21 protein-coding genes and 1 tRNA gene are annotated in these 25,368 nt (G+C 67.4%); 7 read left to right on the top strand and 15 right to left on the bottom strand.

Annotation, left to right across the window (positions count from 1 at the left end; all coding sequences use genetic code 11):
- Positions 1 to 13: 13 nt before the first annotated feature.
- From GV007_RS09965 to GV007_RS09980, 4 genes are all read right to left on the bottom strand, one after another.
- Entirely contained in the window at positions 14 to 952 is a 939-nt protein-coding gene (locus tag GV007_RS09965) for a type II secretion system F family protein (RefSeq protein ID WP_160072258.1), read from the bottom strand.
- The gene (locus GV007_RS09970; RefSeq protein WP_160072260.1) at positions 949 to 1,812 is read right to left on the bottom strand and encodes a type II secretion system F family protein; all 864 of its coding nucleotides are present in this window, start codon (positions 1,810 to 1,812) and stop codon (positions 949 to 951) included. The genes GV007_RS09965 and GV007_RS09970 overlap by 4 nt, the downstream gene beginning before the upstream one ends.
- Complete coding sequence (locus GV007_RS09975) at positions 1,809 to 3,038, bottom strand: CpaF family protein (RefSeq protein ID WP_160072262.1); 1,230 nt, start codon at positions 3,036 to 3,038, stop codon at positions 1,809 to 1,811. The genes GV007_RS09970 and GV007_RS09975 overlap by 4 nt, the downstream gene beginning before the upstream one ends.
- 1,721 nt (positions 3,039 to 4,759) lie before the next feature.
- On the bottom strand, positions 4,760 to 6,859 hold the full coding sequence (locus tag GV007_RS09980) for a DUF262 and DUF1524 domain-containing protein (protein WP_160072264.1): 2,100 nt from the start codon (positions 6,857 to 6,859) through the stop codon (positions 4,760 to 4,762).
- Positions 6,860 to 7,630: 771 nt separating this feature from the next.
- Here GV007_RS09980 and GV007_RS09985 point away from each other — a divergent pair.
- Both GV007_RS09985 and GV007_RS09990 read left to right on the top strand, forming a co-directional pair.
- A tRNA-Leu gene (locus GV007_RS09985) sits at positions 7,631 to 7,712 on the top strand.
- A 155-nt stretch (positions 7,713 to 7,867) separates the two neighbouring features.
- Entirely contained in the window at positions 7,868 to 9,244 is a 1,377-nt protein-coding gene (locus GV007_RS09990) for an aspartate aminotransferase family protein (RefSeq protein ID WP_104298587.1), read from the top strand.
- 189 nt (positions 9,245 to 9,433) lie between these two features.
- On the opposite strand, the gene rdgB is transcribed toward GV007_RS09990, so the two are convergent.
- The 3 genes from rdgB to murI are packed head-to-tail and all read right to left on the bottom strand — an operon-like array spanning position 9,434 to position 11,668.
- The gene (gene rdgB / locus GV007_RS09995) at positions 9,434 to 10,057 is read right to left on the bottom strand and encodes an RdgB/HAM1 family non-canonical purine NTP pyrophosphatase (protein WP_160072266.1); all 624 of its coding nucleotides are present in this window, start codon (positions 10,055 to 10,057) and stop codon (positions 9,434 to 9,436) included.
- A complete protein-coding gene (gene rph / locus GV007_RS10000) occupies positions 10,054 to 10,785 on the bottom strand; it encodes a ribonuclease PH (RefSeq protein WP_160072268.1) in 732 nt (243 codons plus the stop codon). Before rph ends, rdgB begins: the two co-directional genes overlap by 4 nt.
- A 49-nt stretch (positions 10,786 to 10,834) precedes the next feature.
- Positions 10,835 to 11,668 (bottom strand): glutamate racemase, encoded by an 834-nt coding sequence (murI, locus tag GV007_RS10005; protein ID WP_160072270.1) that lies wholly within the window; start codon positions 11,666 to 11,668, stop codon positions 10,835 to 10,837.
- Positions 11,669 to 11,759: 91 nt separating this feature from the next.
- On the opposite strand from murI, the gene GV007_RS10010 reads away from it, so the two are divergent.
- The gene (locus tag GV007_RS10010) at positions 11,760 to 13,100 is read left to right on the top strand and encodes a nicotinate phosphoribosyltransferase (protein WP_104340843.1); all 1,341 of its coding nucleotides are present in this window, start codon (positions 11,760 to 11,762) and stop codon (positions 13,098 to 13,100) included.
- A 109-nt stretch (positions 13,101 to 13,209) separates the two neighbouring features.
- Here the strand turns inward: GV007_RS10010 and GV007_RS10015 are convergent, their stop codons facing one another.
- From GV007_RS10015 to GV007_RS10025, 3 genes are read right to left on the bottom strand one after another with little or no spacing between them, the layout of a single operon-like run.
- Positions 13,210 to 13,500, bottom strand: a complete 291-nt coding sequence (locus GV007_RS10015; protein WP_104253865.1) for a DUF3039 domain-containing protein — start codon at positions 13,498 to 13,500, stop codon at positions 13,210 to 13,212.
- Between the two features lie 42 nt (positions 13,501 to 13,542).
- Positions 13,543 to 15,114, bottom strand: a complete 1,572-nt coding sequence (locus GV007_RS10020; protein WP_160072272.1) for a hypothetical protein — start codon at positions 15,112 to 15,114, stop codon at positions 13,543 to 13,545.
- The gene (locus GV007_RS10025) at positions 15,090 to 16,145 is read right to left on the bottom strand and encodes an ABC transporter ATP-binding protein (protein WP_308471704.1); all 1,056 of its coding nucleotides are present in this window, start codon (positions 16,143 to 16,145) and stop codon (positions 15,090 to 15,092) included. Before GV007_RS10025 ends, GV007_RS10020 begins: the two co-directional genes overlap by 25 nt.
- A gap of 131 nt (positions 16,146 to 16,276) precedes the next feature.
- On the opposite strand from GV007_RS10025, the gene GV007_RS10030 reads away from it, so the two are divergent.
- Entirely contained in the window at positions 16,277 to 17,173 is an 897-nt protein-coding gene (locus GV007_RS10030) for a hypothetical protein (RefSeq protein WP_160072274.1), read from the top strand.
- Between the two features lie 11 nt (positions 17,174 to 17,184).
- On the opposite strand, the gene GV007_RS10035 is transcribed toward GV007_RS10030, so the two are convergent.
- Entirely contained in the window at positions 17,185 to 18,501 is a 1,317-nt protein-coding gene (locus GV007_RS10035) for a S1C family serine protease (RefSeq protein ID WP_160072276.1), read from the bottom strand.
- Between the two features lie 139 nt (positions 18,502 to 18,640).
- Here GV007_RS10035 and GV007_RS10040 point away from each other — a divergent pair, with 139 nt between their 5' ends.
- Complete coding sequence (locus GV007_RS10040; protein WP_160072278.1) at positions 18,641 to 19,846, top strand: aminotransferase class I/II-fold pyridoxal phosphate-dependent enzyme; 1,206 nt, start codon at positions 18,641 to 18,643, stop codon at positions 19,844 to 19,846.
- Between the two features lie 7 nt (positions 19,847 to 19,853).
- On the opposite strand, the gene GV007_RS10045 is transcribed toward GV007_RS10040, so the two are convergent.
- Positions 19,854 to 20,738, bottom strand: coding sequence for a carbon-nitrogen hydrolase family protein (locus GV007_RS10045; RefSeq protein ID WP_160072280.1), 885 nt, complete (start codon positions 20,736 to 20,738; stop codon positions 19,854 to 19,856).
- Between the two features lie 147 nt (positions 20,739 to 20,885).
- Between GV007_RS10045 and GV007_RS10050 the strand changes: the two genes are divergently transcribed.
- Positions 20,886 to 21,266: a hypothetical protein gene (locus tag GV007_RS10050; protein WP_160072282.1), complete on the top strand. Its 381-nt coding sequence runs from the start codon at positions 20,886 to 20,888 to the stop codon at positions 21,264 to 21,266.
- Between the two features lie 171 nt (positions 21,267 to 21,437).
- Here GV007_RS10050 and GV007_RS10055 read toward each other — a convergent pair whose 3' ends face one another.
- Positions 21,438 to 22,727 carry an ATP-binding protein gene (locus tag GV007_RS10055; RefSeq protein ID WP_104298578.1) on the bottom strand — a complete coding sequence of 430 codons (1,290 nt, stop codon included), beginning with the start codon at positions 22,725 to 22,727 and terminating at the stop codon, positions 21,438 to 21,440.
- Entirely contained in the window at positions 22,724 to 23,791 is a 1,068-nt protein-coding gene (hisC, locus tag GV007_RS10060; protein ID WP_160072284.1) for a histidinol-phosphate transaminase, read from the bottom strand. The genes GV007_RS10055 and hisC overlap by 4 nt, the downstream gene beginning before the upstream one ends.
- 69 nt (positions 23,792 to 23,860) lie before the next feature.
- On the opposite strand from hisC, the gene GV007_RS10065 reads away from it, so the two are divergent.
- On the top strand, positions 23,861 to 24,601 hold the full coding sequence (locus tag GV007_RS10065) for an SOS response-associated peptidase (RefSeq protein WP_160072286.1): 741 nt from the start codon (positions 23,861 to 23,863) through the stop codon (positions 24,599 to 24,601).
- An 11-nt stretch (positions 24,602 to 24,612) separates the two neighbouring features.
- On the opposite strand, the gene GV007_RS10070 is transcribed toward GV007_RS10065, so the two are convergent.
- Complete coding sequence (locus GV007_RS10070; RefSeq protein WP_160072288.1) at positions 24,613 to 25,299, bottom strand: FadR/GntR family transcriptional regulator; 687 nt, start codon at positions 25,297 to 25,299, stop codon at positions 24,613 to 24,615.
- Between the last annotated feature and the right edge of the window lie 69 nt (positions 25,300 to 25,368).

The raw sequence follows: 25,368 nt of genomic DNA on the forward strand, positions 1-25,368 counted from the left end.
TTTCGGGTGGCGGTCAGAAGCTCGTGCGGAGCACGAAGACGGCTGGATAGAGGGCGAACAAGATGGTCGTGGGGAGAATGAGGAAGATGAGTGGGACGAGCATCTGGACTTCTTTCCGGCCGGCGGATTCCAGGAGGTCGCGTTTGCCGAGTTCCCGTGCGTCGCTTGCTTGCGCGCGGAGCACTTCGACGAGCGGCGCCCCACGTTCGAGTGCGGAGATCATGTGCTCGACGCAGCGGTCGAGCGGCAGGTAGCGGACGCCCCTGGTCATCTCGTGGAGCGCGTCGGACAGCGAGACGCCGGTGTTGACGTGGTGGACGACCCGAGCGAACTCCTTCGCGAGCTCGCCGGTGCTCACGCTGGCGACGCGCTTCAGGCTGTCGAAGATGCCCTCACCTGCCGAGAGGCTGAGGGAGAGGAACTCGACCACGGTGGGGAACTCGCTGGCGATGCGTCGGTGACGGCGCTGCGCGGCGCGTCCGAGGGCCCGGTCGCGGAGGAAGATGCCGACGCAGCCGAGGAGGAGAGGCAGGAGGATCTGGGCGAGGACCGGAATTCCGCGGGTCGCGCCGAGCAAGAGACCGGCGCTCAGGCCCAGGCCAGCCCCGACGAGTCCCCAGGTGAGCTGTTCGGCTCTGAACCGTTCGAGCCTGGTCGTGGAGCCCGATTGGCGCAGCTGCGCGGTGATGCGGTCGCTGCCGCCGAGCACTTCATCGAGGAGGGCCCTGCCTCTCGCTGCGAATGGGGCGGCGAGCGTGCCGAGGACGGGGAGCGGATCGCTCGCGGTCTTCTGCACGTCGGCTCGCGCAGCCGCCGAGATGTCCAGGAGGTGCGGGGCGAGACGCTCCGCGAGGTTCGGCTTGGAGAGGCGTGGGACGGCGGCGAGCAGCGTCCAGAGGCCGATTCCGAGACCGAGCCCGCAGAGCACGGCCCAGCCGAGTGTCTCGTTCATGCGAACCACCTGCGGTCGTCTTTGAGTTTCGCGATGCGGAGCATGAGCAGGTAGGCGGCTACGGTCACGCCCAGGCCGATGAGGATCACGATCGCGCCCTCGAGGCTGTTGAAGGCGCTCGCCGCCTCGGGCCTGGTTCCCAGCATGAGCAGGACGATCCAGGGTGCGGCCGAGCCGAGTTTGGCGGCGTTCATGACCCAGGACTGCTTGGCTTCGACTTCGTGGCGCACGGCCTGCTCTTCTCGCAGGTAGCTGCCGAGGCTTTTGAGCACCGTGGGGAGTTCCGATCCGCCGACGTCTCTGGACATGCGAAGCGTCTCGAGGATGCGGTCCGCGGTCGGGTCGGCGAGCCGCTCCTTCAGCTCGTCGAGAGCCACGCGGAAGCTGCCCGTCAGGCGGTACTGGCGGGTATATGCGGCGAAGTCCTCCCGCAGCACCGCCGGCCCCGATTCGGCCAGCCCCGCGACCCCCTCGGGCAGGGCCACACCGGAACGGATGGACGCCACCAGGTGATCGACCACGTCCGGCCACACGAGCCGGTTCCGGTTTCGCCGCTGCACGGACCGCACCCGCACGATCGTGACCGGAGCCACCGAGCCACCGACAAGAGCGATGAGGGCAACAGCGACCACTCCCGTGAGAGCGAGCGCCACAGCACCCAACGCGAGCCCGAGCGCGAAGGCAGCACCCGCGAACACGCCGATGGGCACCCGCTCGAACCCGGCCCGCCTGAGATCCGCCTCGAAGTCGGCAACCTTGGACAGGTGCCGGTCGCGTCGCTCGCTGCTCTGCGGCCACAACCTCGCGCTCACGATGATCGAGACTCCCGCCCCCATCACCAGCGCCAGCAGAACGGTCACAGGGACCGCCGAAGGACACGCGCAGCATCCAAGCCGTGCGCCTCGAACTTCGCGGTTCGCGGCGGAGGGGATCCGGTCGATTCGAGTTGCGCGCGTCCACGGTTGAAGAGGGTGGCCGCCTCGATGACCTGACCGGTCACCGTTCCGGTCGGGGCGAGGATCTCCCCCACGTGTCGTGTTCCGGAGGCTGTCATCTCGAGGTGCACGACGAGGTCGATGCAGCTGGCCACGGTGGGCACCACGAACGCGCTGTCGATGTTGCGTCCCGCGAGGAGCGGCAAGGTGGAGAGCTTGACGAGCGCATCCCTCGCCGTGTTCGCGTGGATGCTGGAAATTCCGGGCATTCCGCTGTTGAGGGCGATCAGGAGGTCGAGGCTCTCCGCTTCCCGCACTTCGCCGACCACGAGCCAGTCTGGTCTCATGCGCAGGGCTTCCTTGATGAGGCGGCGCAGCGTGATCTCACCGGTGCCCTCGAGGCTCGCCTGCCGGCACTGCAGCGCCACGACGTCACGGGCGACGAGATCGAGCTCGAAGGTCTCCTCGACCGTAACGATGCGTTCTTCGCTGCGCACCGAGGAGAGGAGCGCGTTGATCATGGTGGTCTTGCCGGTGTGGGTCGCGCCCGAGACGAGGATGTTGCAGCCGGCGAGCACCGCGAGCTGCAGGAACTCCGCTGCCTGCGCGGTGAGCGCCTCGCGCTCGACGAGATGGGAGAGGTCTCGGATGCGGCGCGAGAACTTGCGAATGTTCACGGACGGGTAGCGCCTGGTCACCTCGGGAACGGCCACATGCAGCCGCTCGCCGTTCGGCAGCGAGGCATCCACGAAGGGCGAGGACAGGTCGACTCGTCGGCCGCTCGACTGGAGCATCCTCTCGATGAGATCGCGCAGGTCGGTCTCCGGGACGACCGTCGACGTGAGCTCGGGTACACCGCCGCGAGCAACGAAGACCCGGCTGGGTGCGTTGATCCAGATCTCCTCGATCTCCGGATCGTCGAGGTAGGGCTGGAGCGCACCGAAGCCGGTCACCCGGGCCAGCACCTCACGTGTCGTGGACTCCTCATCGTGGACCAGCGGCAGCGACGAGCCCAGCGCTTCCTCCGCGTACCCCCGCACCTCCTCGCGCGCGATGTCGGCGGCCCGCGCGCGATCGCCCCCGAGGTCGATGCCCTCCAACAGGACACGACGACGGATTCGGTCAGTGATAGTGCTTACCGCGATGCTCACGGCCACAGCATGACCAAGACTCGCCAACGCCGCAGAAGTTATCCACAGGGCCCGTTTCTAGCCAGCGGTCAGGCGTCACCCTCGCCGAACTCAGCAGCAGGAGTCCTCGCCGTCCTCGGCCAAGAAGCTGCTGTGTTTGTCTGTGCAACGCAGCTTGCGCTTGAGCCGAACGAGGTTCGCTCCGCGACTCTTATGCTGCGAACGCTCGCGAGGTAAAGCAAATTGCAGACGGCGACCGGGCCTGTGAGCACACAGTTCGCGGATCTGCCTTCCTTTTGTCCCCTCATGCGGGGTCTTCGCAACTGTCGCTTCGGGCCCCGCAAGCGCTCTACCCTTTCTCGCCTGCTGAAGGCACTTCGTGGCGGTCTGCGCCGGTTGCTCTGGTCTCGAGTGGCGCTGTGCTGCGCGTACGGGAGCCATGCGGTGCTGAGGCGAAGCTCGCCAAGATACGGGTGTAGGCCGATGGCGTCAGCTACCGACCGCGGCGGCTCATGTTCTTTAACGCCAGTCGCACGAACTGCCGCAGGGCGGATAAAGGGACTTCGCGAGTCTGATCAGGAAACTAGGAAACTAGGAAACTACCGTCCGACATACATTCGATCTCGCGCGGGTCTCCAGCGACCACGTGACGCGTGAGCAGGTTGCGACCAACGCGGATGACCCCGGAGCGCTCCTGCGCACCGCTTGTTCGCGGATCCCACAACACGGTTGCCGCCTCTCCTCCGATCACGATGCGTATTCGCGTCTTCTCGGCAGGAAGGACCGACTTCGCACTTCTCGGGATGCGGATTCGACCACCCCGCAGGTCCGCATCGGTCACATTCTGCGTGCGTCGGCGTTCTGCGGCAGGCGACATGGGGTTTGTCCTCTCCAGGGGAGCGACGCTGGCCTGAGGCGGCTGAGGAATCCGGGGTCGCGTGCTCACGGGGGGCTGTGGTTTCGACCTGGTGGTCTTCACACCGTCCAATCCGTGCCGTTTCTTTCGCCCTGCCGGGAATCTTAGGTTGGCGAACGGTAGCGGAGCGTCCGGATCGACCAGGGCTTGTCGGGCCTCCGCTGGTATCCCGTGTACGAAGTAGTCCACCATTGTGGTCTCAGCTGCATCGGGATTCATCGTCTGGCCGTAGTGCACCCAGAGCCGTTGTGGCTCCAGCATCTTCACCGGCCAGCCCCCAGCATGGGGCGCTCGCGCGCCGATCGGCGTCGAATAGAACTGTGCGACCCGAGCTCGAACGGATCCGCCTGCGAGTCCGATGTAAACGACTGGCTCCCCCACCGGCCACATCAGCTGGAGGCGTTCCACGAGGTTCAGGAGATCGGTCACCTGGCCGTTGATCATCGCTCCAGGGTGCCGCTCGAGTAACGCGGCGACACTTCCCGCATCCAGAGGGCAGGCCTCCAAGCCGTTAGCGTCATCTGGATTTTGTGTCGTCGACACGACGTACACACCGGGTTTCGTAAGCGGGACCTCGCTCCCCCACTTCACGGCACCCGCGTATACTGCTCCCGAATGCGTGAAGAGCTCCTGTACCGATGTCACACACATTTCTTTCCTGTGAAGACCTTGAGCTGAGGTCCCAGCACACTGATGTCAACCCTCCGCCGCGGGGTCGGGGGAAATCGGTTCGTCTCTGGATCCTCGAATTCATGAGGCATGGTGTTGCCAATCGAACGAACCAATGTGAACAGCGGCGCTACTCTTCGGCCGATTCCGTGGATCACTACTCATCGCCGAGCTGGAACTCGAGTGCTTGCCGCACAAGCCCCACGACGTAGTTGAGGTCTGAGTCCTCGTTGAGCCCCACCTCAACCATTCCGTTGCCCCATCGGCCTGTACCTGAGACGTCTCGAGCCAGTTTCCGTTCGTCTCGCAGCGCCTCGAAGGGAATGCTAAGGCTCAAGAGCATGCGGGACTTCTGCGGGATGACGTCGACGAAGTTCGTCTCCGCCTTGAACGCAACATACAGCTTGAGGTATTGCTGCGTGACACTAGGGTCCAACGACTGCACTTCTGAGCTGAAGCGCTCGAAAAGATCACGTCGATCTGCCTGCATCAGGTACGGATGGTCTTTGATCGTGAACTCCGATGCAGTCCGCGTGCGCTCGAACTCGGCAATGACCCCAGCAGGGAGTTCCGGCCTCATCCAGATCTTCATCGCATCACCCGCGAGGCGCGCCGCACGATCCTCGATCTGGGCTGCACCCCATTCGTCGAGCTGACCTAGTCCTTGGTTCAGCCGCAGAGGACTGTGTTTGAAGCCACCCTCCATGTCGCGTTTCTTCGGGAACGGGTGGTCTGAGTACTCGGAGTTGTATCCGGTGAGAGTGAGGTTTCCAAGCGTGTGCAGGTAGAGGCCTTGGACATACTCCCAGTCCTCTCCGAGAGCTGCACGCCATTCCTTTGAAAGCTCGTCATTCTGGGGCAGGATGTGCTCGATCGTGTAGTTCTCGATCGTCACTTGCTCTTTACGCCCGAAGTTCTCGAGCTTACGCAGGAAGTATGAGCGGCGTCGGAAGTTGTACAAGTCTGTGACCTGCAGCGCTTCGAAAAACTCAGGGTCTGACGGGAACCGGCGGTAGCTCTTCAGTACCATAAACTGCGCTTTGACGCTCTCGAGGTAGCGTTCCTTGCGCACGGCAGCGCTGAAGGTCGCGAACGTCTTGTTGAGTGAGTTGGTGGGGATGTGGCAGACCGCACGACGGAAGATGTAGGAAGTCACCACGGAGACAATCTCCCTGAAATCCTCAACGCGCAAGATCGCGAGGTCGTAGTCCGTGTAGGCCTCGAGAAGAAACGGATAAACGACGTCAGCTTTGACCTGGTCGAGATCTAAGAACGCTGCCTGCAGCTCATCGTCAGGCTCCTTGCCGAGCGTCATCGCACAGTACCGGCGTGCGTAGTCTCGGAGCTCGATCACGAGCGACTCTATGGTCTCCCCATCCAATACACGAGACACTGCGTGCGTCTTGAAAGCGTCGTAAATCCCGTCAAGACGCGGAATCTCGCCGGTCTTGAGGGTCAGATACTGTCTGACGAACACATCGAACTGGTTCTCCGCAGCTCCGATGAACTCCACTTCCATTGGTCGCCAGTACGCCGAGTACAGCTGTTCCTGCTGCTTGGGCGGCAAGTCCATCAGCACGTAGTTCCTTATCAGGTCGGCCTGAGAGAGCTTCTTGCCTGTCGAGTTCATCGCCTCGAATACCAGTTGTGGGTTGTCCCTACCTCGCTCGAGAGTTACGTCCACCACTACGAGTTTGTCCAGACCTTGACAAAGGGCTTTGAGGTCCACTTGGGGATTGGCGAGCTTCGCGACGAAAAACGCGTAGTTCTCGGTGACCCGGCTGATGCTGTTCCTCGTAGGCGCGACACCCTGCAGGATCGCTATCAAGGCGTCTTTGTCTGCCTGTGAAAGGATCAACTTAAATTGTCGATCCCCCTCCTCGTCGGCGTTGAGGAGGAACCTATTGCGGATCTTCTTCGCGGAAAAGCCATCGACTGGCTCGCGCTGCGCCTCGGGAAGCTTCTCGAGATGCGCGGCTAGCGCCGCCAGAATCAGGGTCACAGTCGTGACCCGCTGCTGCCCGTCGATGATGAGATCCGGCTCAGCCGAGGTGTTCGTCGACTGCGCCTTGGCGACGTAGACGATCGACCCTGTGAAATGCGACCCCAGCTGTTCTGTCGAGCCGGCGCGGGAGATGTCGTCCCAGAGTTGCTCGCATTCCGACTCCTGCCAGGAGTAGAGACGCTGATAGATCGGTACCACGAACTGGCTACTTTTCTTCAGCAGCTTGAGCAGGTGCGAATCGACAGCCTTCATGAGTCTCCCTCTTCTACTTCTGACAACTGAGTTCAGACTAGGCGCGCGCGTTCTGTGGCCGAACGTCCGGGCATATGGGGATTTGCGACTCAAGGCCATCGAAAAAACGGTGCGGCGCGTGATCGCGCATCTCCCAGACCTCGCTGTTCTAGCCATCACCGTTCTGGCTTGGCCGGCGGGCTGAGCTATAGGACGCACGGTCAGGAGAGATTAGGCCGAAGCGGAACGGCCGAGGATGGACGCTTCCAACGCTGAGACGTCTTCGACAACGAGGTCGAACACATCGACCGATTCAGACGTGAAGTCGCCGCGCAGAGTGAAGGACATCACGTGGAAACGTCATGTCGACGCCCCGCGTTCGGCCAGTCTTCACCGGTATCGATGCTGCAGCCGACCAGCAGCAGGAGGGCCAGCGATGCAGGCAGCAGTCTCGTGCCGCGAGAGATGCTCCGAAGCGTCATGTGAAGCTCCCGTCGTCGGTGCCGGAGTGACGTTCGCGCACAACGACACTGCCACGGTGATGCGGTCCAGCGTAGTGTCTGAAAACGGGCTCGCACATGCTTGCCTCTCGTCCCGAGAATGGGATTGTCGGGCTCACTCGACCAGGAGCAGATCCGGCCAAGAGTGCCAACGTTGGCGACACGCCCCTCGCTCGCGGCCGTGGCAGATTCACCCGAGCAGGACCCCGCCGCGCATCCGCTCGGCGGTCGTGCCTCGAGCGCGGCCAGCGCCGCCCTAGACTGGCTTCAGCACACGGGTTCGCTCGTGCTTGCGGGAGTGGTGAAATTGGCAGACACGCAGGATTTAGGTTCCTGTGCTTTCGAGCGTGCGGGTTCAAGTCCCGCCTTCCGCACTGTTCTTGATCTCGGATCCCTGCGTCCAGCTGCTCGTCTGACTGCGAGCGCGACTCAGGCGCTTGAAGCTCCTCCGACTCGACAGTCTGTCTGTTCCGGCGCTCCCGACCAACGGGTACGGTTCCAGTATCAGCACTGAGAAGGAGCATCGACGATGACCGAATTCAACGAAGCAGACCTGCAGCAGAAAGCCAAAGATCACCTCTGGATGCACTTCTCGCGCCAGTCCGTGATGGAAGACGGCGCCGGGGTGCCGATCATCGTCAAGGGCGACGGGCACCACATCTGGGATTCGAAGGGCAACAAGTACTTCGACGGCCTCTCCGGCCTCTTCGTCGTCAACGCCGGCCACGGCCGCCAGCGCCTCGCCGAGACCGCTGCCAAGCAGGCCGCAGAGCTCGCGTTCTTCCCCATCTGGTCGTACGCCCACCCGAACGCCATTGAACTCGCCGACCGCCTCGCCGACTACGCGCCAGGCGATCTCAACCGCGTGTTCTTCTCCACGGGCGGCGGCGAAGCGGTCGAGACCGCCTTCAAGCTCGCCAAGTACTACTGGAAGCTGCAGGGACAGCCCACCAAGCACAAGGTCATCTCCCGCTCGGTGGCGTACCACGGCACGCCGCAGGGAGCCCTCGCCATCACGGGCATCCCCGCGATGAAGGCGATGTTCGAACCGCTCACCCCCGGCGGCTTCCGCGTGCCGAACACGAACTTCTACCGCGCTCCCGAGCACGGCGACAACCTCGTCGAGTTCGGCCAGTGGGCCGCGAACCGCATCGAGGAGATGATCCTCTTCGAAGGACCAGAGACCGTCGCCGCGGTGTTCCTGGAGCCCGTCCAGAACTCCGGCGGCTGTTTCACGCCTCCCCCAGGCTACTTCCAGCGCGTGCGCGAGATCTGCACCAAGTACGACGTGCTGCTCGTCGCCGACGAGGTCATCACCGGATTCGGCCGCATCGGCGACATGTTCGCGTCCACCACCTACGACATCCAGCCCGACATGATCACCTGCGCCAAGGGCATGACCAGCGGCTACTCCCCGATCGGCGCCACCATCGTGAGCGACCGCATCTACGAGCCCTTCAAGCACGGCCAGACGTCGTTCTCGCACGGCTACACCTTCGGTGGCCACCCCGTCTCCGCAGCCGTCGCCCTCGAGAACCTGAACATCTTCGAGGAAGAACGCCTCACGCAGAACGTCAAGGAGAACTCGCCGCACTTCCGCGCGGCTCTCGAGAAGCTCCTCGATATCCCCATCGTCGGCGACGTCCGCGGCGACGGGTACTTCTTCGGCATCGAGCTCGTCAAGGACAAGGACACCCGAGAGACCTTCAATGACGAGGAATCCGAGCGCCTCCTGCGCGGCTTCCTCTCCAAGGCCCTCTTCGACGCGGGCCTCTACTGCCGCGCCGACGACCGAGGCGACCCCGTCATCCAGCTCGCCCCGCCCCTCACCATCGGGCAGGCAGAATTCGACGAGATCGAGCAGACACTGCGCGGCGTACTCACCGAAGCCAGCTCACTCCTCTAACGATCGGCTCCAGGCCGCGCACGCGAAGTCCCGACCCGACTTCTCAGCTTCGGGATGGGTTCCCTGCGTGGAATGGGGATGGAAAAGTCGCTTCGTGCTGGAGAACTTTCCAGCACGAAGCGACTTTTCCATCCCGAAACTCAGGTGGGTGCTCGGGGCGAGATGCCAGGACCAGCCCAGCCGGCTCGGCTACAGGCCGAGGGCCGCGCGCAGCTTCGGCGCGAGCGCGTCGAACGCGCGGCGTCGGTGGCTCGAGGCGTCCTTCTCGGCATCCGTGAGGTCTGCGGCCGAGCCTTCGGCGCCGTCGGGCTGGAAGATGGGGTCGTAGCCGAACCCGTGCTCCCCGCTCCGCTGTTCGAGGATGCGGCCGGGCCACACGCCGAGCACGGCCTCGCTCAGCTCCTCGCCCGTCGCAGACGCGGACGCCGGCACGACCAGCGCCGCCGCCGCGACGAACTGCGCCGCGCGGTTCGGATGCGACACGTCGCTCAGCTGCCACAGCAGCAGCTCGAGGTTCTCCTTCGCGTCCTTCGCGGGCCCGGACCAGCGGGCCGAGAAGATGCCGGGCGAGCCGCCGAGCACGTCCACCGAGATGCCCGAATCGTCAGCCAGCGCCGGGAGCCCCGTGTGCTCTGCCGCGGCGCGCGCCTTGAGGAGCGCGTTGCTCTCGAAGCTGAGACCGGTCTCGCGCGGCTCGGGACCGTCGTAGGCGACGAGCTCGATGCCGTCGAGCTGCGCACCCAGGATGCGTCGCAGCTCGATCAGCTTGTGCGCGTTGTGGGAGGCGAGGACAACCCGGACCGGCTCGCTCATGCCTTGAGCGCCTCGTTCTGCAGCTCCGTGAGCGTCGCCGTGCCCGCGAGGGCGATATCGAGGAGACGGTCGAGCTCCTCACGGTCGAACGGTGCACCCTCGGCGGTGCCCTGCACCTCGATGAGCTTGCCGTCGCCCGTCGCGACGACGTTCATGTCCGTGCCGGCGCGGACGTCCTCGACGTAGGCCAGGTCGAGCAGCGGGACGCCGTCGACGATGCCCACCGAGATCGCGGCAACGGAGCGCGTGAGCACGTTCGCCTTCGCCGGCACGTGCTTATTGGCCTTCGCCCACTCGATCGACTGGGCCAGCGCCACGTACGCGCCGGTGATCGCCGCGGTGCGCGTGCCGCCGTCGGCCTGCAGCACGTCGCAGTCGATGACGATCGTGTTCTCGCCGAGCGCCGACATGTCGACGGCCGCGCGCAGCGAGCGACCCACGAGGCGGGAGATCTCGTGCGTGCGCCCGCCGATCTTGCCCTTCACGGACTCACGGCTGTTGCGGTCGTTCGTGGCGCGCGGGAGCATCGCGTACTCGGCCGTGACCCAGCCCTTGCCCTGCCCCTTGAGCCAGCGCGGCACGCCGGGTGTGAACGAGGCCGTGCACAGCACCTTCGTCTTCCCGAACGAGATGAGGGCCGAGCCTTCTGCCTGCTCGCTCCAGCCCTTCTCGATCGTCACGGGGCGAAGCTGGTCATGGGTGCGGCCGTCTGCGCGTGCATCGGTCATTGGTCCTCCAAGGGGTCGGATGCGGTGCTGGAAATCGGGGCGCGTCGCGTCAGGGGCGGCGCATCGACGGCGGCAGGTTGATGGCCTCCGTCATGAGTCGCTCCACGTGGCGCACGTCGGGGCCGAGGAAGCGACCGGCGAGGTTCACGAACGCCTCCGTGTTCTCGCCCGTCGCCCGGTAGGAGTACTGCGGGGCTCGCCCGCTGGCGTTGAGGAGACCGTTCGAGGCGAGCACGCGGTACACGTCCTGCGCCGTCTCCACGTCGCTCGAGACGAGGCGGACGTCCGGGCCGAGCACGTAGCCGAGCACGCCCTTCAGGAACGGGTAGTGCGTGCATCCGAGGACGACGGTGTCGACGCCGGCCGCCTTGATGGGCGCCAGATACTCCTCGGCGTGCCGGACCAGCTCTGGGCTCGTCGTGTCGCCTCGCTCCACGTACTCCACGAACAGCGGGCAGGCCTGCGAGAAGATCTCGAGGTGGGGGGCCGCCGCGAAAGCGTCGTCGTACGCGCGTGACGACAGGGTCGCCTCGGTGCAGAGCACCCCGATGCGGTTGTTGTGCGTCGCGCTCACGGCAGCTCGCACGGCCGGCGCGATGACCTCCACGACCGGCACGTCGTAGCGTTCACGCGCATCCCGCAGCACCGCGGCAGACGCGGTGTTGCAGGCGATGACGAGCATCTTGACGTCCTGCTCGACGAGCTCGTCGAGGACCGCGAGCGACAGACGCCTGACGTCGGCGATCGGCTTCGGGCCGTACGGCGTGTGCTCGGTGTCTCCGACGTAGAGGAGCGACTCCCCCGGCAGCTGCGCCCGGATCTCCCTCGCGACCGTCAGCCCGCCGACACCAGAGTCAAATACGCCGATCGGTGCCTCGCTCATGAGTGCCGAGTCTACTCCCAGGCATCAGCCGAGGGCGGATGCGCACGCCGGGCACCCTTGCGCGCCCCGCGGCTGCGCCTAGGCTGGGGCGGTGACTTCCGAACGGCCGTCTACCGGCTTCCTCACCGACCAGTACGAGTTCACGATGATCGATGCCGCGGTCCACGCCGGCACCGCCGATCGTGACAGCGTCTTCGAGCTCTTCGGGAGGCGCCTGCCGAGCGGGCGCCGCTACGGAGTCGTGGCGGGGGTCGGGCGCGCGCTCGAACTGCTGCGCGACTTCCGCTTCGGGGACGCCGAGCTGGCGCACCTCCGCGAGCACTCGATCGTCTCCCCCAAGACCCTCGACTGGCTCGCGGACTACCGCTTCTCTGGCACCATCCGCGGCTACCGCGAGGGCGAGATCTACTTCCCCGGCTCCCCCATCCTCGAGGTTCGCTCGAGCTTCGCCGAGGGCGTCATCCTCGAGACGCTCCTGCTGAGCATCTACAACTACGACTGCGCGGTCGCCTCCGCCGCCGCACGTATGGTCTCCGTCGCCCGAGGCCGTCCGCTCGCCGAGATGGGCTCGCGCCGCACCGGCGAGCGCTCAGCTGTCGCAGCAGCCCGCGCCGCCTACATCGCAGGCTTCAAGGCCACGAGCAACCTGGAAGCCGGACGCAGCTGGGGGGTGCCGACGATGGGAACCGCAGCGCACTCGTTCACCCTGCTGCACGACTCCGAGCGCGAGGCGTTCGCCTCGCAGGTCGCCACCCTCGGCGCCGGCACGACGCTGCTCGTCGACACGTACGACGTTCGCGAGGGCGTGCGCCTCGCAGTCGAGGTCGCCGGCCGAGAGCTGGGCGGCGTGCGCCTCGACTCCGGCGACCTGCCGACGCTCGTCGCGGAGGTGCGCGCGCAGCTCGACGAGCTCGGCAACACCGCGACCAGCATCACGGTCACGAACGACCTCGACGAGTTCGCCATCGCCGGGCTCGGCGCGAGCCCCGTCGACTCGTTCGGCGTCGGCACGAGCGTCGTCACGGGATCCGGCTCCGTCGCCTCCGGCATGGTCTACAAGCTCGTCGCCCGCCGCGGCGAAGACGGCGAATGGGTGTCGGTCGCCAAGCGTTCCACGGGCAAGGTCAGCGTGGGCGGCGAGAAGTTCCCCGTCCGCCGCCGCGACGAGCACGGGATCGCCGAGGCCGAGGTCGTCGGCATCGGTGCTCCCCCGGTCTCCGACAAGAGCGACCGCTCGCTGCTCGTCGACCTCGTCGTCGACGGCGTCATCAACGAGGAGTACACGGGCCAGGCGGGCGTGCAGAGCGCCCGAGAGCACCACCGCACCGCCATCGACGAGCTCCCGATCGGCGCGCTCCGCCTCCACGCGGGCGAGGCCGCACTGCCGACGGTCTTCGTCGAGCAGGACGGCCGCGAGACCGTCTGGGTCTGACACACCCCTGGCACCTCACGCCCGAACAGCGCGACGGCCGCGAACCCATCTCGGGTTCGCGGCCGTCGCGCGTGCGGGGTGAGCCTCGTGCATCCGTTCGATGCGCGGCTCAGCCCTTCATCTTGTCGTACACCGCCTTGCAGTTCGGGCAGACGGGAAAGCGGTCGGGATTGCTGTTCGGCAGCCACTTCTTGCCGCACAGCGCGCGCACCGGCTTGCCTGTCACCGCCGACTCGAGGATCTTCTCCTTGCGCACGTAGTGCGAGAACTTGTCGTGGTCGCCCGGGTCGTCGGTCTGCTCCTCGTTGAGGAGCTTCTCGAGCTCGCGATCGAGGATCGCCGTACCGCCGCCGGTCTCGTCTGGCCCGCCGGGGCCCGTTGGGGTGCTGGAGAACGTCATGCCGATCATCTTAGAACGCAAACCGCGGACCCCACCGGATGGCTACGCGCTCTGCGCGAACGCCATGATCTCGCTGGAGCGGCGCTCGAACTGCCTGGCACCCGCGTTCAAGCCCACGATGAGGACGATGAGCCCCACGACGACGCCCCAGCCGAGGGCGACGAAGTTCCACCAGGATTCGCCGCCGTTGAGGGCGACGAGACCCGCGTAGACGGACGGGCCCATGAGGAGGATCGCGATGAAGCCGGTCGTGGGGTGCCAGAACACGCCGGACCCCCAAGACCGCACGGGCTGGCTGAACGGCGAGTCGCCCGGTCGCGCAACCGGATACGGGTGCAGCACGCTGCCGATGCTCGAGAAGCCCGTCGCAGCGAAGAGCAGGCCGAGCGACAGGCCGACGAGGGCGAGGATCGTGCCCCACTCACCCACGATGAGCCAGGTCACAAGCGCGCCGAGAACGACGACGACCGTACCGAAGACGAGCGTCGGGAGGGCGCGACCGAAGCGGTCGGAGAGGCCGGACATGCCGCTCGTCACGTGCATCCACACCGCAGAGCCGTCGAAGGCCAGGTCGTTGTGGAGGGTCCACCCGATGAAGAACGCCAGGAGCGGCAAAGGCAGCAGCGCCAGGTGCCGCGGCTCGACGCCGACGACCGCCAGCGGGATCAGGGCGAGCAGTGGGATGAGGATGATCGACACGTTGACGACGACGTACCGCGGGTCGCGCATCCAGTAGGTGACCGTCCGAGCCGCCACGACAAGCGCAGGCGAACGGCCGAATGCCCCGAACGCGCCGAGATCGACGAGCTCGGTCTCGTCGCCGCCGAGGGCAGCGGAGGCGACTCGGCCGGCAACGACCTGCCAGAGCACGAGCAGGACCACGAGCGTGACCGCACCGATGCCGAGCTGCCCGAAGGCGAGCTGCAGGTCTCCGCCTGCCGCGCTCGCCGCTGCCGCCCACGGGGCCGCGATCGGCGAGAGCGAGAGCACTTCGAGCGCGGCGCTGACGGCTTCGTGCTCACCCAGCTGCCAGTCGACGGACACCGCGACGAACACGATGGGCGAGGCGAGGAGCAGGAGCACCAGGACAAGCGCTGCGCGGGCGTCGCTCACGAGCCGTCTGGCCCGCAGGTCTTCACCGACGAGACCAGCGAGGCGCGACAGCACGACGAGGGTGGCGAGGACCAGAGCGGCACCGACGATGGCGACGAGCAGGCCAGTCGAGTCGCCGGTCCAGAGCAGGAGCCCTGCCAGCAGGACGATCGTGACCGCGAACGACGGCACGCTGACGAACGCTGTGCCGAGCGCCAGCCATGCCGACCGCCGGGGCGAGAAGCCCATGACCGCGAGGGAGCGCGGGTCGATCGCGGCGATCGGCGTCACGAAGACGCTCACGAGCCCGGTCGCGATGGTCACGAGCGATCCCGCGATGATGGCCGCCTCGCGTTTCGCCTCGATGTCCGAATCGAGCAGCGACAGGACCGCGAAGACGGCGAAGACCGCGGCGAGGATCGACAGCAGGAGCGTGCCGATCCACGCCCCCCGATGCTGCGAGTCGCGCCGAGCGCCGTTGCGGATCGACTGCAGCTTCAGTTGAAGGAGATGTCCAGCCAATCGAGCCCCTCCATCTGTGGCGTGCCGCGCACGAGGTCGCGGAAGCGTTCTTCGAGTGTGATGCTGCCGCGCACTTCGCTCACCGTGCCGGAAGCGAGGAGCTCGCCCCGAACGATCACGGCGACGTGGTCGCAGACGCGCTGCACGAGGTCCATGCTGTGGCTCGAGAGCAGCACCGTTCCCCCGCGCTGCACGTACTCGAGCAGGATGTCGATGAGCTGCCCCGCCGACACCGGGTCGATCGTGTCGAACGGCTCGTCGAGCACCAGCAGCTCCGGCGAGTGGATGAGGGCGGCGGCGAGCGAGATCTTCTTCGTCATGCCCGCCGAGTAGTCGACGACGAGGCGGTTGGCGGCCGACTCGAGCTCGAAGGCGTGCACCAGCGACTCGGTTCGCGACCGCGAGTCCGCGGGCGAGAGGCCGCGGAGGAGACCCGAGTAGTAGAGGAGCTGTCCGCCCGTGAGCTGGTCGAAGAGACGCAGCCGGTCCGGGAGGATGCCGATGTGGGGATGGGCGGCCTTCGGGTTCTTCCACACGTCGAGGCCGAGCACCTCGACGGTGCCACTCGTCGGCTTCAGCAGCCCCGTCGCCATCGACAGGGTCGTCGTCTTCCCGGCGCCGTTCGGTCCGACGATGCCGGTGAAGGAGCCACGACGGACCTCGAAAGTGACGTCGTTAACGGCGACGTCCGCGCCGAAGCGCTTCGTGAGCCCGGTGACGGACAGCACGGTGTCGCCGAGTTCACGGTCGGGTGCCTCGGTGACACGCGTGACGGGCGTCATCGTCGAGAGGCCCTCTGCCGTCGCGGCACCCAGAACCGGGTTCCTGACGGCAGCCGGAAGGCCGGACTCCTGCGCCGCGGCCTCCTCCTCTGCGAGCGATGAAGCGGTCACGCTGTCGTCGACGACGATCGCCTCGACCATGATCGCCTGGGGTCGACTCGCGTCGCCCTCCGGTACGTCTGGGCTGGCAGCACTCTCGTTCACATCGTCGGCGGCGCCATCGCCGACGTCTGAGCTCTTCGAAGACATCGCTCAACCGTACCAACGATCCGGCGTGCCGCGCCGCCCCTGCGACTCCAAGCTCCCCCCAGGCGTGTCCTCATACACTGCTCGCGTCGCCATGCGCTCCGCGCTCGGCCGTGCCATCCCGAGGAGGTCCAGTGTCAGATTCCAGCACTCCGCGCGTCAACGAAGGTGCCGACGCGGCGAGCTACGCCCCGCTGCCCCCGCGCGACGAGCAGCAGGCTTCGGCAGCGGGAGAGCAGGACAAGATCTGGCTCGACCGGCTCATGGCCATCCAGCGCCCGATCGTGCTGCGGCAGATCCGCATCCTCCGCGGCAAGTACCCGGATGCGACTCCGAGCGAGCTCATCAAGAAGATCGAGCAGCAGTACCTCAACGCGACGACCGTGAGCGGGGGCGCAGCTGGCGCCGCCGCGATGGTGCCGGGTGTCGGCACGGCGGCATCCCTCGCCGTGACGGGCGTCGAGACCGCTGGCTTCCTCGAGATGACCTCCCTCTTCGGTCAGGCGGTCGCCGAGATCCACGGACTCCCCATCTCCGATCCCGTGCGCGCGCGGACCCTCATCCAGTCCCTCATGCTCGGCAAAGCCAGCAAGAACCTCATCCAGCAGTTCGCGGGTCAGGCCTTCGGCAAGGGCCCGGCGAAGCAGGTGTTCTGGGGCGAGATCGTGACGAAGCGGCTGCCGCGGGCGATGGTCGGCGAGCTGTCCGGGCGCATCCAGTCGATGTTCCTCAAGCGCTTCGTCGTTCGCCAGTCGGCCAGCACGGTCGGGCGGCTCGTGCCGTTCGGCATCGGCGCCGTCATCGGGGGCGCCGGCAACCGGATACTCAGCAACGAGGTCGTGCGCACGTCCCGCGAGGCGTTCGGCGTGGCGCCCGCGAGCTTCCCCATCGAGCTGCACCCGCAGTTCGCCAGCTCAAAGCCGGACGACGGGGACGAGCACAAGGCACTGACGCGCGGGCCGTTCAGCTTCTTCCGGGTACCGCTCGCGCTCACCAGGGGGAAGGGCAAGGAGACCGACGGGGTGTCCTAGGCCGATGCAGCCTAGGCCGCCGCGTCGAGGGACACCTCGACCTCGATGACCTCGCCCTGTCTGACGACGGTGAGCGTGGCCACCTCCCCCGCCTCGTAGACGCGGACGTGCGCGATGAGGTCGTTGGCGTTCGACACGGGGACCGTGCCGATGTAGGTGACGATGTCTCCCCTGCTGAGTCCCGCGATCGACGCGGCGCCGTTCTCCACGACGCTGTCGACGTAGGCGCCCACGATGCTCTGGCTGCTCGTCGCGACGGTCGCGGCGTTGCGCACTGTCGCGCCCAGCGCGCCGTGCGACGGCGTCTGCCCGTCCGCGAGCTGCGCGGCGATCTGGACGGCGTAGTTGGCGGGCAGTGCGAAGCCCAGGCCGATGCTGCCGCTCGAGGCGGCCTGCCCCTGGCCACCGGACTTGGTGCCCGCGATCGCCACGTTGATGCCGATGACCTCGCCGTTCGCGTTCAGCATGGCACCGCCCGAGTTGCCCGGGTTGATGGCGGCGTCCGTCTGGATGACGGGAAGCTGGACGATGCTCTTGCCCGGGTCGGTCGTGGAGCTGAGGGGCGAGTCGGTCGCTGCGTTCTCGTCGACCGTCGGCGGCACCGCGGCCGAGGCGATCTCGATGCTGCGGTTGACCGCGGAGACCACACCCGTCGTCGCAGTGCCGGCGAGTCCGAGCGGGGCCCCGAGCACGATCGTGGACTGGCCGACCACGATCTGGTCGGAATCGGCGAAGGAGGCGGGCTGGAGCCCGCTGGCGTCGGTCAGCCGCAGCACGGCGACGTCGGCGAGCACGTCCAAGCCGACCCGAGTGGTCGTGTAGACCCGACCGTCGCTGGTCGTCGCCGTGATCTGCGCATCCGAGACCGTGCCGTCGAGCGTCACGACGTGGGCGTTGGTGATGACCAGCCCGTCGCCCGAGTAGATGACGCCAGACCCCGTCTCGGTGCGGGTGGGCGTCGAGACCGTGAGCGTGACCACGCTCGGGGCGGCCCCGACGATCGCCGCGCTGGCCTCTCCCGGCAGCGGAGCGGTCGGCTCGCTCGGGGAGCCGAGCGGCTGCGTGAGACGCTGGGCGTCCTGGTTGGGCTGGTTGATCACATTGGCCGTGATGAGCGCCCCGCTCAGCCCGCCGATGACCGCCGCGACGACCGCGATGCCCGCGACGACGAGGAGGCCGGTGCGCCGGGTGATCACGGGGGCATCGTCGTGGATGGAATGCAGGTGCGCCCCAGCCCGGTGGCGACCGTGCTCCTCAGCCCGCGCAGCGCTCGACTGGGGCTGCGCGCTGTTCGCGTCGGCGCCCGCAGCGGGGGATGAGTCGAGCATGAGGATCCTGACGTTCTCTCGATGCGTCGGGGCGCATCCGTGGCGCAAGTCTAGGGAGCGGACGGAGCGATCGCTCTGGTTTCGGCGGCACGTCGCGGTTCGAGATTCGATCGTGACCGGGCGATGACAGACTGGATGCATGCGCAGAGACGGACCATGGCTCCGGGCGGCCCAGGGGGCTGGCCTCCTGTCCCCGAGTGGCGAACTGCAGGGCACGGTCTTCGGTGAGATGAGCGAGCTCGCCCGCACCACGGGATCGGTGAATCTGGGGCAGGGCTTCCCCGACTACGCGGGACCGCGGGAGCTGCTGGATGCGGCGATCGAGGCGATCGCGCGCGGTGAGAATCAGTACCCACCGCCCCGGGGGACCGCCGATCTGCGTGCGGCGATCGCCGAGCACCAGCTGCGGTTCCGCGGCGTTGTGCTCGACCCCGACCGGGAGGTGCTCGTCACCGTCGGCGCCACCGAGGCACTCGCGGCGACGGTGCTCGGGCTCGTCGAGCCGGGCGAGGACATCGTGGTCCTCGAACCCCACTACGACGCATACGGGGCGCTCGCTCGCCTCGCCGATGCCCGCCTCGTGACCGTCCCGCTCAGGTGGCCCGCGTTCCGGCCAGATCACGATGAGCTGAGGCGCGCGGTCTCCGACCGGACCCGCCTCATCATCGTCAACACGCCGCACAACCCGACGGGTGCCGTCCTCCCCCGCGAGACGCTCCAGCTCATCGTGGATCTCGCCGCTCGCCACGACGCGATCATCGTCACCGACGAGGTCTACGAGCACCTCGTCTTCGACGGATCGCATGTCGCCATCGCCAGCCTCCCGGGAGCGGCGTCGCGCACGCTCAGCATCGGCTCGGCGGGCAAGACCTTCAGCGTGACCGGCTGGAAAGTCGGCTGGGTCACTGGGCCCGCCGCCCTCATCGAAGCGGTGCTCGCGGTCAAGCAGTACCTCAGCTACGTCGGAAGCGGGCCGTTCCAGCCAGCCGTCGCCGTGGGGCTCAGGCTTCAGGAGCGTCGTTTCGACGAGGAACGCGATCGGCTCCGCGCCAAGCGCGACCTGCTCGTGACCGCGCTGCGCAGCCGTGGCCTGGAGACGGCTACGCCGGCGTCCGGCTACTTCGCGATCGCCGACGCGGCGAGCATCGGGTACACGGATGCGACCGAGCTGTGCCGACGGCTGCCTCGCGAGATCGGGGTGGTCGGCATCCCCGTCGCCGCACTGTGCACGCCTGAGCGCCAGGGCGATTACCGCTCACTGGTTCGCTTCGCATTCTGCAAGAGCGACGAGGTGCTCGAGGAAGGCATGCGCAGGCTCGACCGGCTGGGCGAGCTCAGCCGGTAGCGGCGACTCAGTCCGTCGGCGGTGCCTCGACCGGCACGACCCGGTATCTCCGGAGCTCGAGCGCCGGGTTCTGCTCGCGAACCGAGTCGAGCACCTCGAGCGACACCCAGCCGATGGAGAGCCCCGCCTCGATGCCCCCGCCCGCGATCGTCGCGCCCCTCGGGTCGATGACGGCGCTGTGGCCGACGCCGATGGGAGCTGGATGGTCGGCCGCGGCGACGTAGACCGTGTTCTCGATGGCGCGGGCCGCGAGCAGGGTCGTCCAGTGATGCTCCTTCAGCGGGCCGCGCACCCATTCCGCGGGGATCGCGATGAGCTCGGCCCCCGCATCCACGAGGGTCCTCGAGACCTCGGGGAACCGAAGGTCGTAGCAGGTCTGCAACCCGACCCGGACGCCGCCGACCACGAACGTCTGCGGCGCGGCCGTGTCGCCGGCCACGACCCAGTCGCTCTCCTTGGCCCCGAACGCGTCGTAGAGGTGCACCTTGCGGTACTGGGCGACGACCTCGCCCGTGGCGTCGACGGCGACCAGCGTGTTGGCGAAGCGCTGCGGGTCCTCCGACGTCGCCACGAGACCGGCGACGATCGTCACGCCGTGCTCTGCCGCAAGCGAGCGCATGAGCGAGACGAAGGGCCCATCGAGGTCCTGCGCGTTCCGCACGAGCTCTGGCCCGAGCTCCGGCAGGAAGAAGCTCGCGTACTCGGGAACGACGACCAGCTGGGCTCCGCGATCCGCCGCCAGAGCGACGTTCTCGCGCAGCAGCCGCTCGTTCTCCGCGAGATCCGAGCCAGGGGCGTACTGGGCGACGGCGACGGCGAGCGGAGACCGCTTGGCCTCGCCGCCGCGTGCACTGGCGGTCGCATCGAGGAGGGCTGGCGCATCGAGTGGCATGACGCGAGCCTACGTCGAGCGCCGGGACGCTGGAAACTCTTCACCAAGGTGTCATCCGCGACGCACCGGCCTCAGCTTGTCTGGGCGCTCGGTCACGAGTACCTTCATTCTGCGAGCGGTGCGCTCGCAGTCACGAGGAGTCGCCCCATGCCTACCTACGCCGTGCTCTTGAAATACGAGGTCGTCTCGGCGCTCGTCATCGAAGCCGAATCCGAAGACGAAGCGGCGAAGATCGCCAACGAGTTCGAGTCGGAGGCACACGACGCCGTCGAGGACACCGACGACGTCCGCGTCTCCTCGCGCCTGTGGGGCGACGGCACCCTCGAGGTGCAGTCCGCCTCCGACGACGAGGCAGCAGAGGACCTCCTCGACGAGTGGATCGACGAGATCGAGAGCGAGCTCGAGGATTCCGACGAGGACGACGACCTCGACGAGGACGAAGCAGAGCTCGACCCGGCCGGCGATGACGAGGTCGACGACTTCGACATCACGTCCGACGACGAAGACAGCGCAGCCAAGAAGGCCTAGCCTCAGCTGCACAGAAGAGGGGCCGGATGCATCGCATCCGGTCCCTCTTCTTCGTTCGGACGCGCGGTCCTCGGCCGGCCGCTGTCCAGCTTCGGTGCAATTTTCGGCCGATGGCGCCGAAACACAGACGTTCGACGCGGTCCTGCACTGATGCTGGACAGCCGCGCCCCGCTACACGCGGGCGATCGCCGAGATGTCCTCCTCGAACTCGCGCTCGACCTCGCTCGACACGGTCGTGCGCGTCGAGGAGATGGCGGCGAGGAAGTCGTCGGTGGTGGGGCCGAGCGGCACCACGTCACCGGAGTTGCGGGCCGCGACGGCACGCTCGAGCGCGACCTGCGAGGCACGGCGTGCGGCGAACTCGATGTCGGCGGGCGAGTATCCGCTCGTCTGCTCGACAAGCGCGGGCACGTCGACGGAGTCGCTCACCGACTCGGGCACGTACCGCTCCCAGATGGCGCGACGCGCGGCGGCATCCGGCAGCCCGATCGGGATGACGTAGTCGAAGCGGCCGTGGCGAAGGAACGCCTGGTCGAGGGCGCGGATGAAGTTGGTGGCGCAGATGAGGAGTCGCCCTGGCTTCTCCCGGAAGGCGGGGATGATCTTCAGGAGCTCGTTGGTGACGCCCTGCGTGGGCGACGGCGGCTCCCCGCCTCGGTGCGACGCGATCTCCTCGACCTCGTCGATGAAGACGACGGCATGCTCGAGCGACTCGACCTGCTCGAACGTCTCGCGGAGCTCGCCGGCGAGACCGCGCGGCGATGCTGACAGGCGCGATGGGAAGACCTCGACGAACGGCCAGCCGAGACGAGAGGCGATGCCCTTCGCGAAGGTCGTCTTGCCCGTGCCCGGAGGGCCGAAGAGCACGATCGCGCGAGGCGGCACGACGCCGTATTCTTCGGCGAGGTCGGGGTCGCTGAGCGGCAGCACGAGTCGTCGCTCGAGCACGTCCTTCTCATGCTGCATGCCGCCGATCGCGTCCCAGCGGTCGGAGGGCAGGATGCGGCCGCCGAGCTCACGAAGGGCCACCATCTCCTGCTGCTTGACGCGGATCTCCCGTTCGAAATAGCGCAGGTGGCGCTTGTCGGCGAACCCTGCCTTCGTGAGCGCCCCCACCTGCGTCTGCTCGTCAGGAACGAGGATCGTGAGCTTCTGCAGCCCGTGCTGCGCCATCCGCTGCTCGAGGGAGGCGAGTAGCGCCCCGCCGATTCCGCGGCGGCGCCATTCGTCGTCGGTCCCGAAGAACACGATCCAGCCCTGGTCGTGGGCCGCACGCGCAACCGCGACGCCGACGATCTTCTCGCCCGCGACCGCGACGACAGCGGTGTCCTTGCGGGTCGAGGCGATGACCTCGCTGAGGCCGTACACGGGTTCCGTGCCAGAACGGCGGTGCTGCTCCCAGAGGCGGAGCAGCGCGTCCATGTCCGTCGGCTGGAAATCGCGGATGCGCCAGGTGCTCATCTCGTCGCCTCCTGTCTGACTCCAGCGAGCGCGGCGAGCGAGCGGCGGTTGGCTTCCGGCGAGCCGATGGTGATGCGGATGCCTTCGCCTGGGAAGGCGCGCGCGAGCACACCGGATCGGGTGAGTGCGGCGTCGATGTGCTCGGTGTCGTCGCCGAGCCTGAGCCAGACGAAGTTCGCCTGGGATTCGCCGATGTTCCAGCCCTGGGCCCGGAGCTCTTCGGTGACGAAGGTGCGTTCACTGACGATGTCGTCGATGCGCTCGCCGAGCTCGGCTTCGGCGTCGAGGGAGGCGAGGGCGGCGGTCTGGGCGAGGGCGGAGACGGCGAAGGGCACGGAGACCTTGCGGAGGTTGGCTGCGACGTCTGCCTGGGCGACGGCGTAGCCGATGCGGAGGCCGGCGAGGCCGTAGGCCTTGGAGAAGGTGTGCAGGACGGCGACGTTGGGGAACTCCCGGTAGAGGTCGATGCCGATGGCGGTCTCGGCGTCGCGGTTGAAGTGCTCGTAGGCCTCGTCGATGACGACGAGCACGTCGCTGGGGACGCGTGTGATGAACGCACGGACCTCGGCGTGGGTGAGAGTCGCACCCGTGGGGTTGTTGGGGTTGCAGACGAAGATGATCGCGGTGCGATCGGTGATGGCGTCGACCATGGCGTCGAGGTCGTGGCGCTCATCGGCGGTGAGGGGCACCTGCACCGGCGTTGCTCCTGCACCGATCGCGATGATCGGGTACGCCTCGAAGCTGCGCCAGGCGAACATGACCTCGTCGCCTTCTCCCGCGCTGGCCTGGACGAGCTGCGTGGCCACCTCGACGGAGCCCGCACCGAAGACGATGTTCTCGGGTTCGACGCCCTGGAGCGTCGCGACGCGCGCGGTGAGCTCCGGTGCCGCCATCGACGGGTAGAGGTGGATGCGCTCGAGCTCTTCGGCCACGGCGGCGCGCACGGAGGCGAGCGGCGGGAACGGGTTCTCGTTGGAGGAGAGCTTGACGACGTCGCTGGTGCTCGGCATGGCACCCTGCTTGTAGGCGGGGATGCTGTCGAGGGCGCTGCGCTGCTTGACCATGCACTGAGCGTACAGAGAATCCGAAGCTTGCAGCGCGCGCCGTCGGCCGCGCTGTCGTAGCGTTGGGCCATGTGCGGTCGCTACGTCACCCCAGCAGTCGAGCACGTCGAGGCGCTCTTCGATATCGAGGCCCTCGGCGCTGATCTGCCGGAACCGTCGTTCAACACTCCCCCGACCGACCCGGTCCCCGTGGTGGTGGAGCCAGAGCCCAAGGGCGGCGGCGCTGCGGTTCGCCGCGTCGAGCGTGCGAGGTGGGGGTTGCTGCCGCCGTTCGCGAAGGATCCGAGCTTCTCGTCGAAGGCGTTCAATGCGCGCATCGAGACGGTGCTGGAGAAGCCGACGTTCCGCGGGCCGGTGAAGCAGCGGCGAGCGATCGTGCCCGCTGTCGGCTACTACGAGTGGCGCAAGAAGGCAGACGGCACGAAGTCCGGGTCGAAGACACCGTTCTTCATCCACCCGGAGCACGACGATGAGCTCATCGCGTTCGCTGGCCTGTACTCCTGGTGGGCGGATCCCACGAAGCCCGGCGATGATCCGTCCAGGTGGCTGCTGACGACGACGATCCTGACGAGAGGGTCGACGGGTGAGCTGGCGAGCATCCACGACCGCATGCCGCTCATGCTGCCGCGCGCGCTCTGGGATGCGTGGCTCGACCAGTCGGTGGTGGGCACGCAGGGGTTGCTCGACGAGGCGAGCCAGGCAGGTGTCGAGCTGGCTTCGACGCTCACCATGCACGAGGTCGGCCCCGAGGTGGGTCGGGTGTCGAGCACGGGGCCGCAGCTGATGGCCCCCGTCAGCACGTCGGAGTAGTCAGCGAGGAGTCAGGAGCTGGTGCCGCGGGCGGCTCGGCGCGCCGTGGATGCCGCGAGGTGGGTGCGCACTGCCGCTGCGGCCGCGACGGGGTCGGCGAGGCGGATGGCGTCGGCGACAGCCCGGTGCTCGGCGAGAACGGCGGCGGCCTCGGCCGCGTTGCGGTCGACATCGGAGATGCGCGCGGGCGGCAGGATGATGGCGCGCGCCCCCATCCGGTCGAGTGCCGTCAGGAAGTAGCGGTTGCCGGACGCGGCGGCGATCGCACGGTGGAAGGCGAAGTCGGCGTCGACGGTCTCGCTCGGCAGGCTCGCCTTCGCGAGGGCGGCGAGAGCGGCGTCGATCTCGGCGATCTCCTGCGCTGACGGGGAGCGGGCCGCGAGCGCGGCGGCCTCGACCTCCACGGCGATTCGGAAGGCGTGGAGCTCGGCGCGCTCCGCTTCGGAGTGCGCGCCCAGCCAGTCGTCACCCGTCGTCGCGACGGGAGGGGTGAGGGCGTAGCTTCCCGAGCCGACACGCGTGCGCACGAGGCCGCGCGACTGCAGGCGGTGCAGCGCTTCGCGGACGACGCTCCGGCTCGCCCCGAACTCCTCGACGAGGCCGCCCTCGCTCGGCAGCCGGTCGCCGGGAGCGATGCTTCCCTCGACGATGCGGTCGGCCAGGACCTTGGCGATCTCCTCGGCGCGCGTCATGCTCATGCACACATCGTGCCATCCCTCGCCCGGACGCCGTGCCGGGCGGGCGGGGGCCTCGAGAAGGAAGCTCCT

It is taken from the genome of Pseudoclavibacter sp. 8L (genome assembly GCF_902506465.1).
GTDB lineage: Bacteria > Actinomycetota > Actinomycetes > Actinomycetales > Microbacteriaceae > Pseudoclavibacter.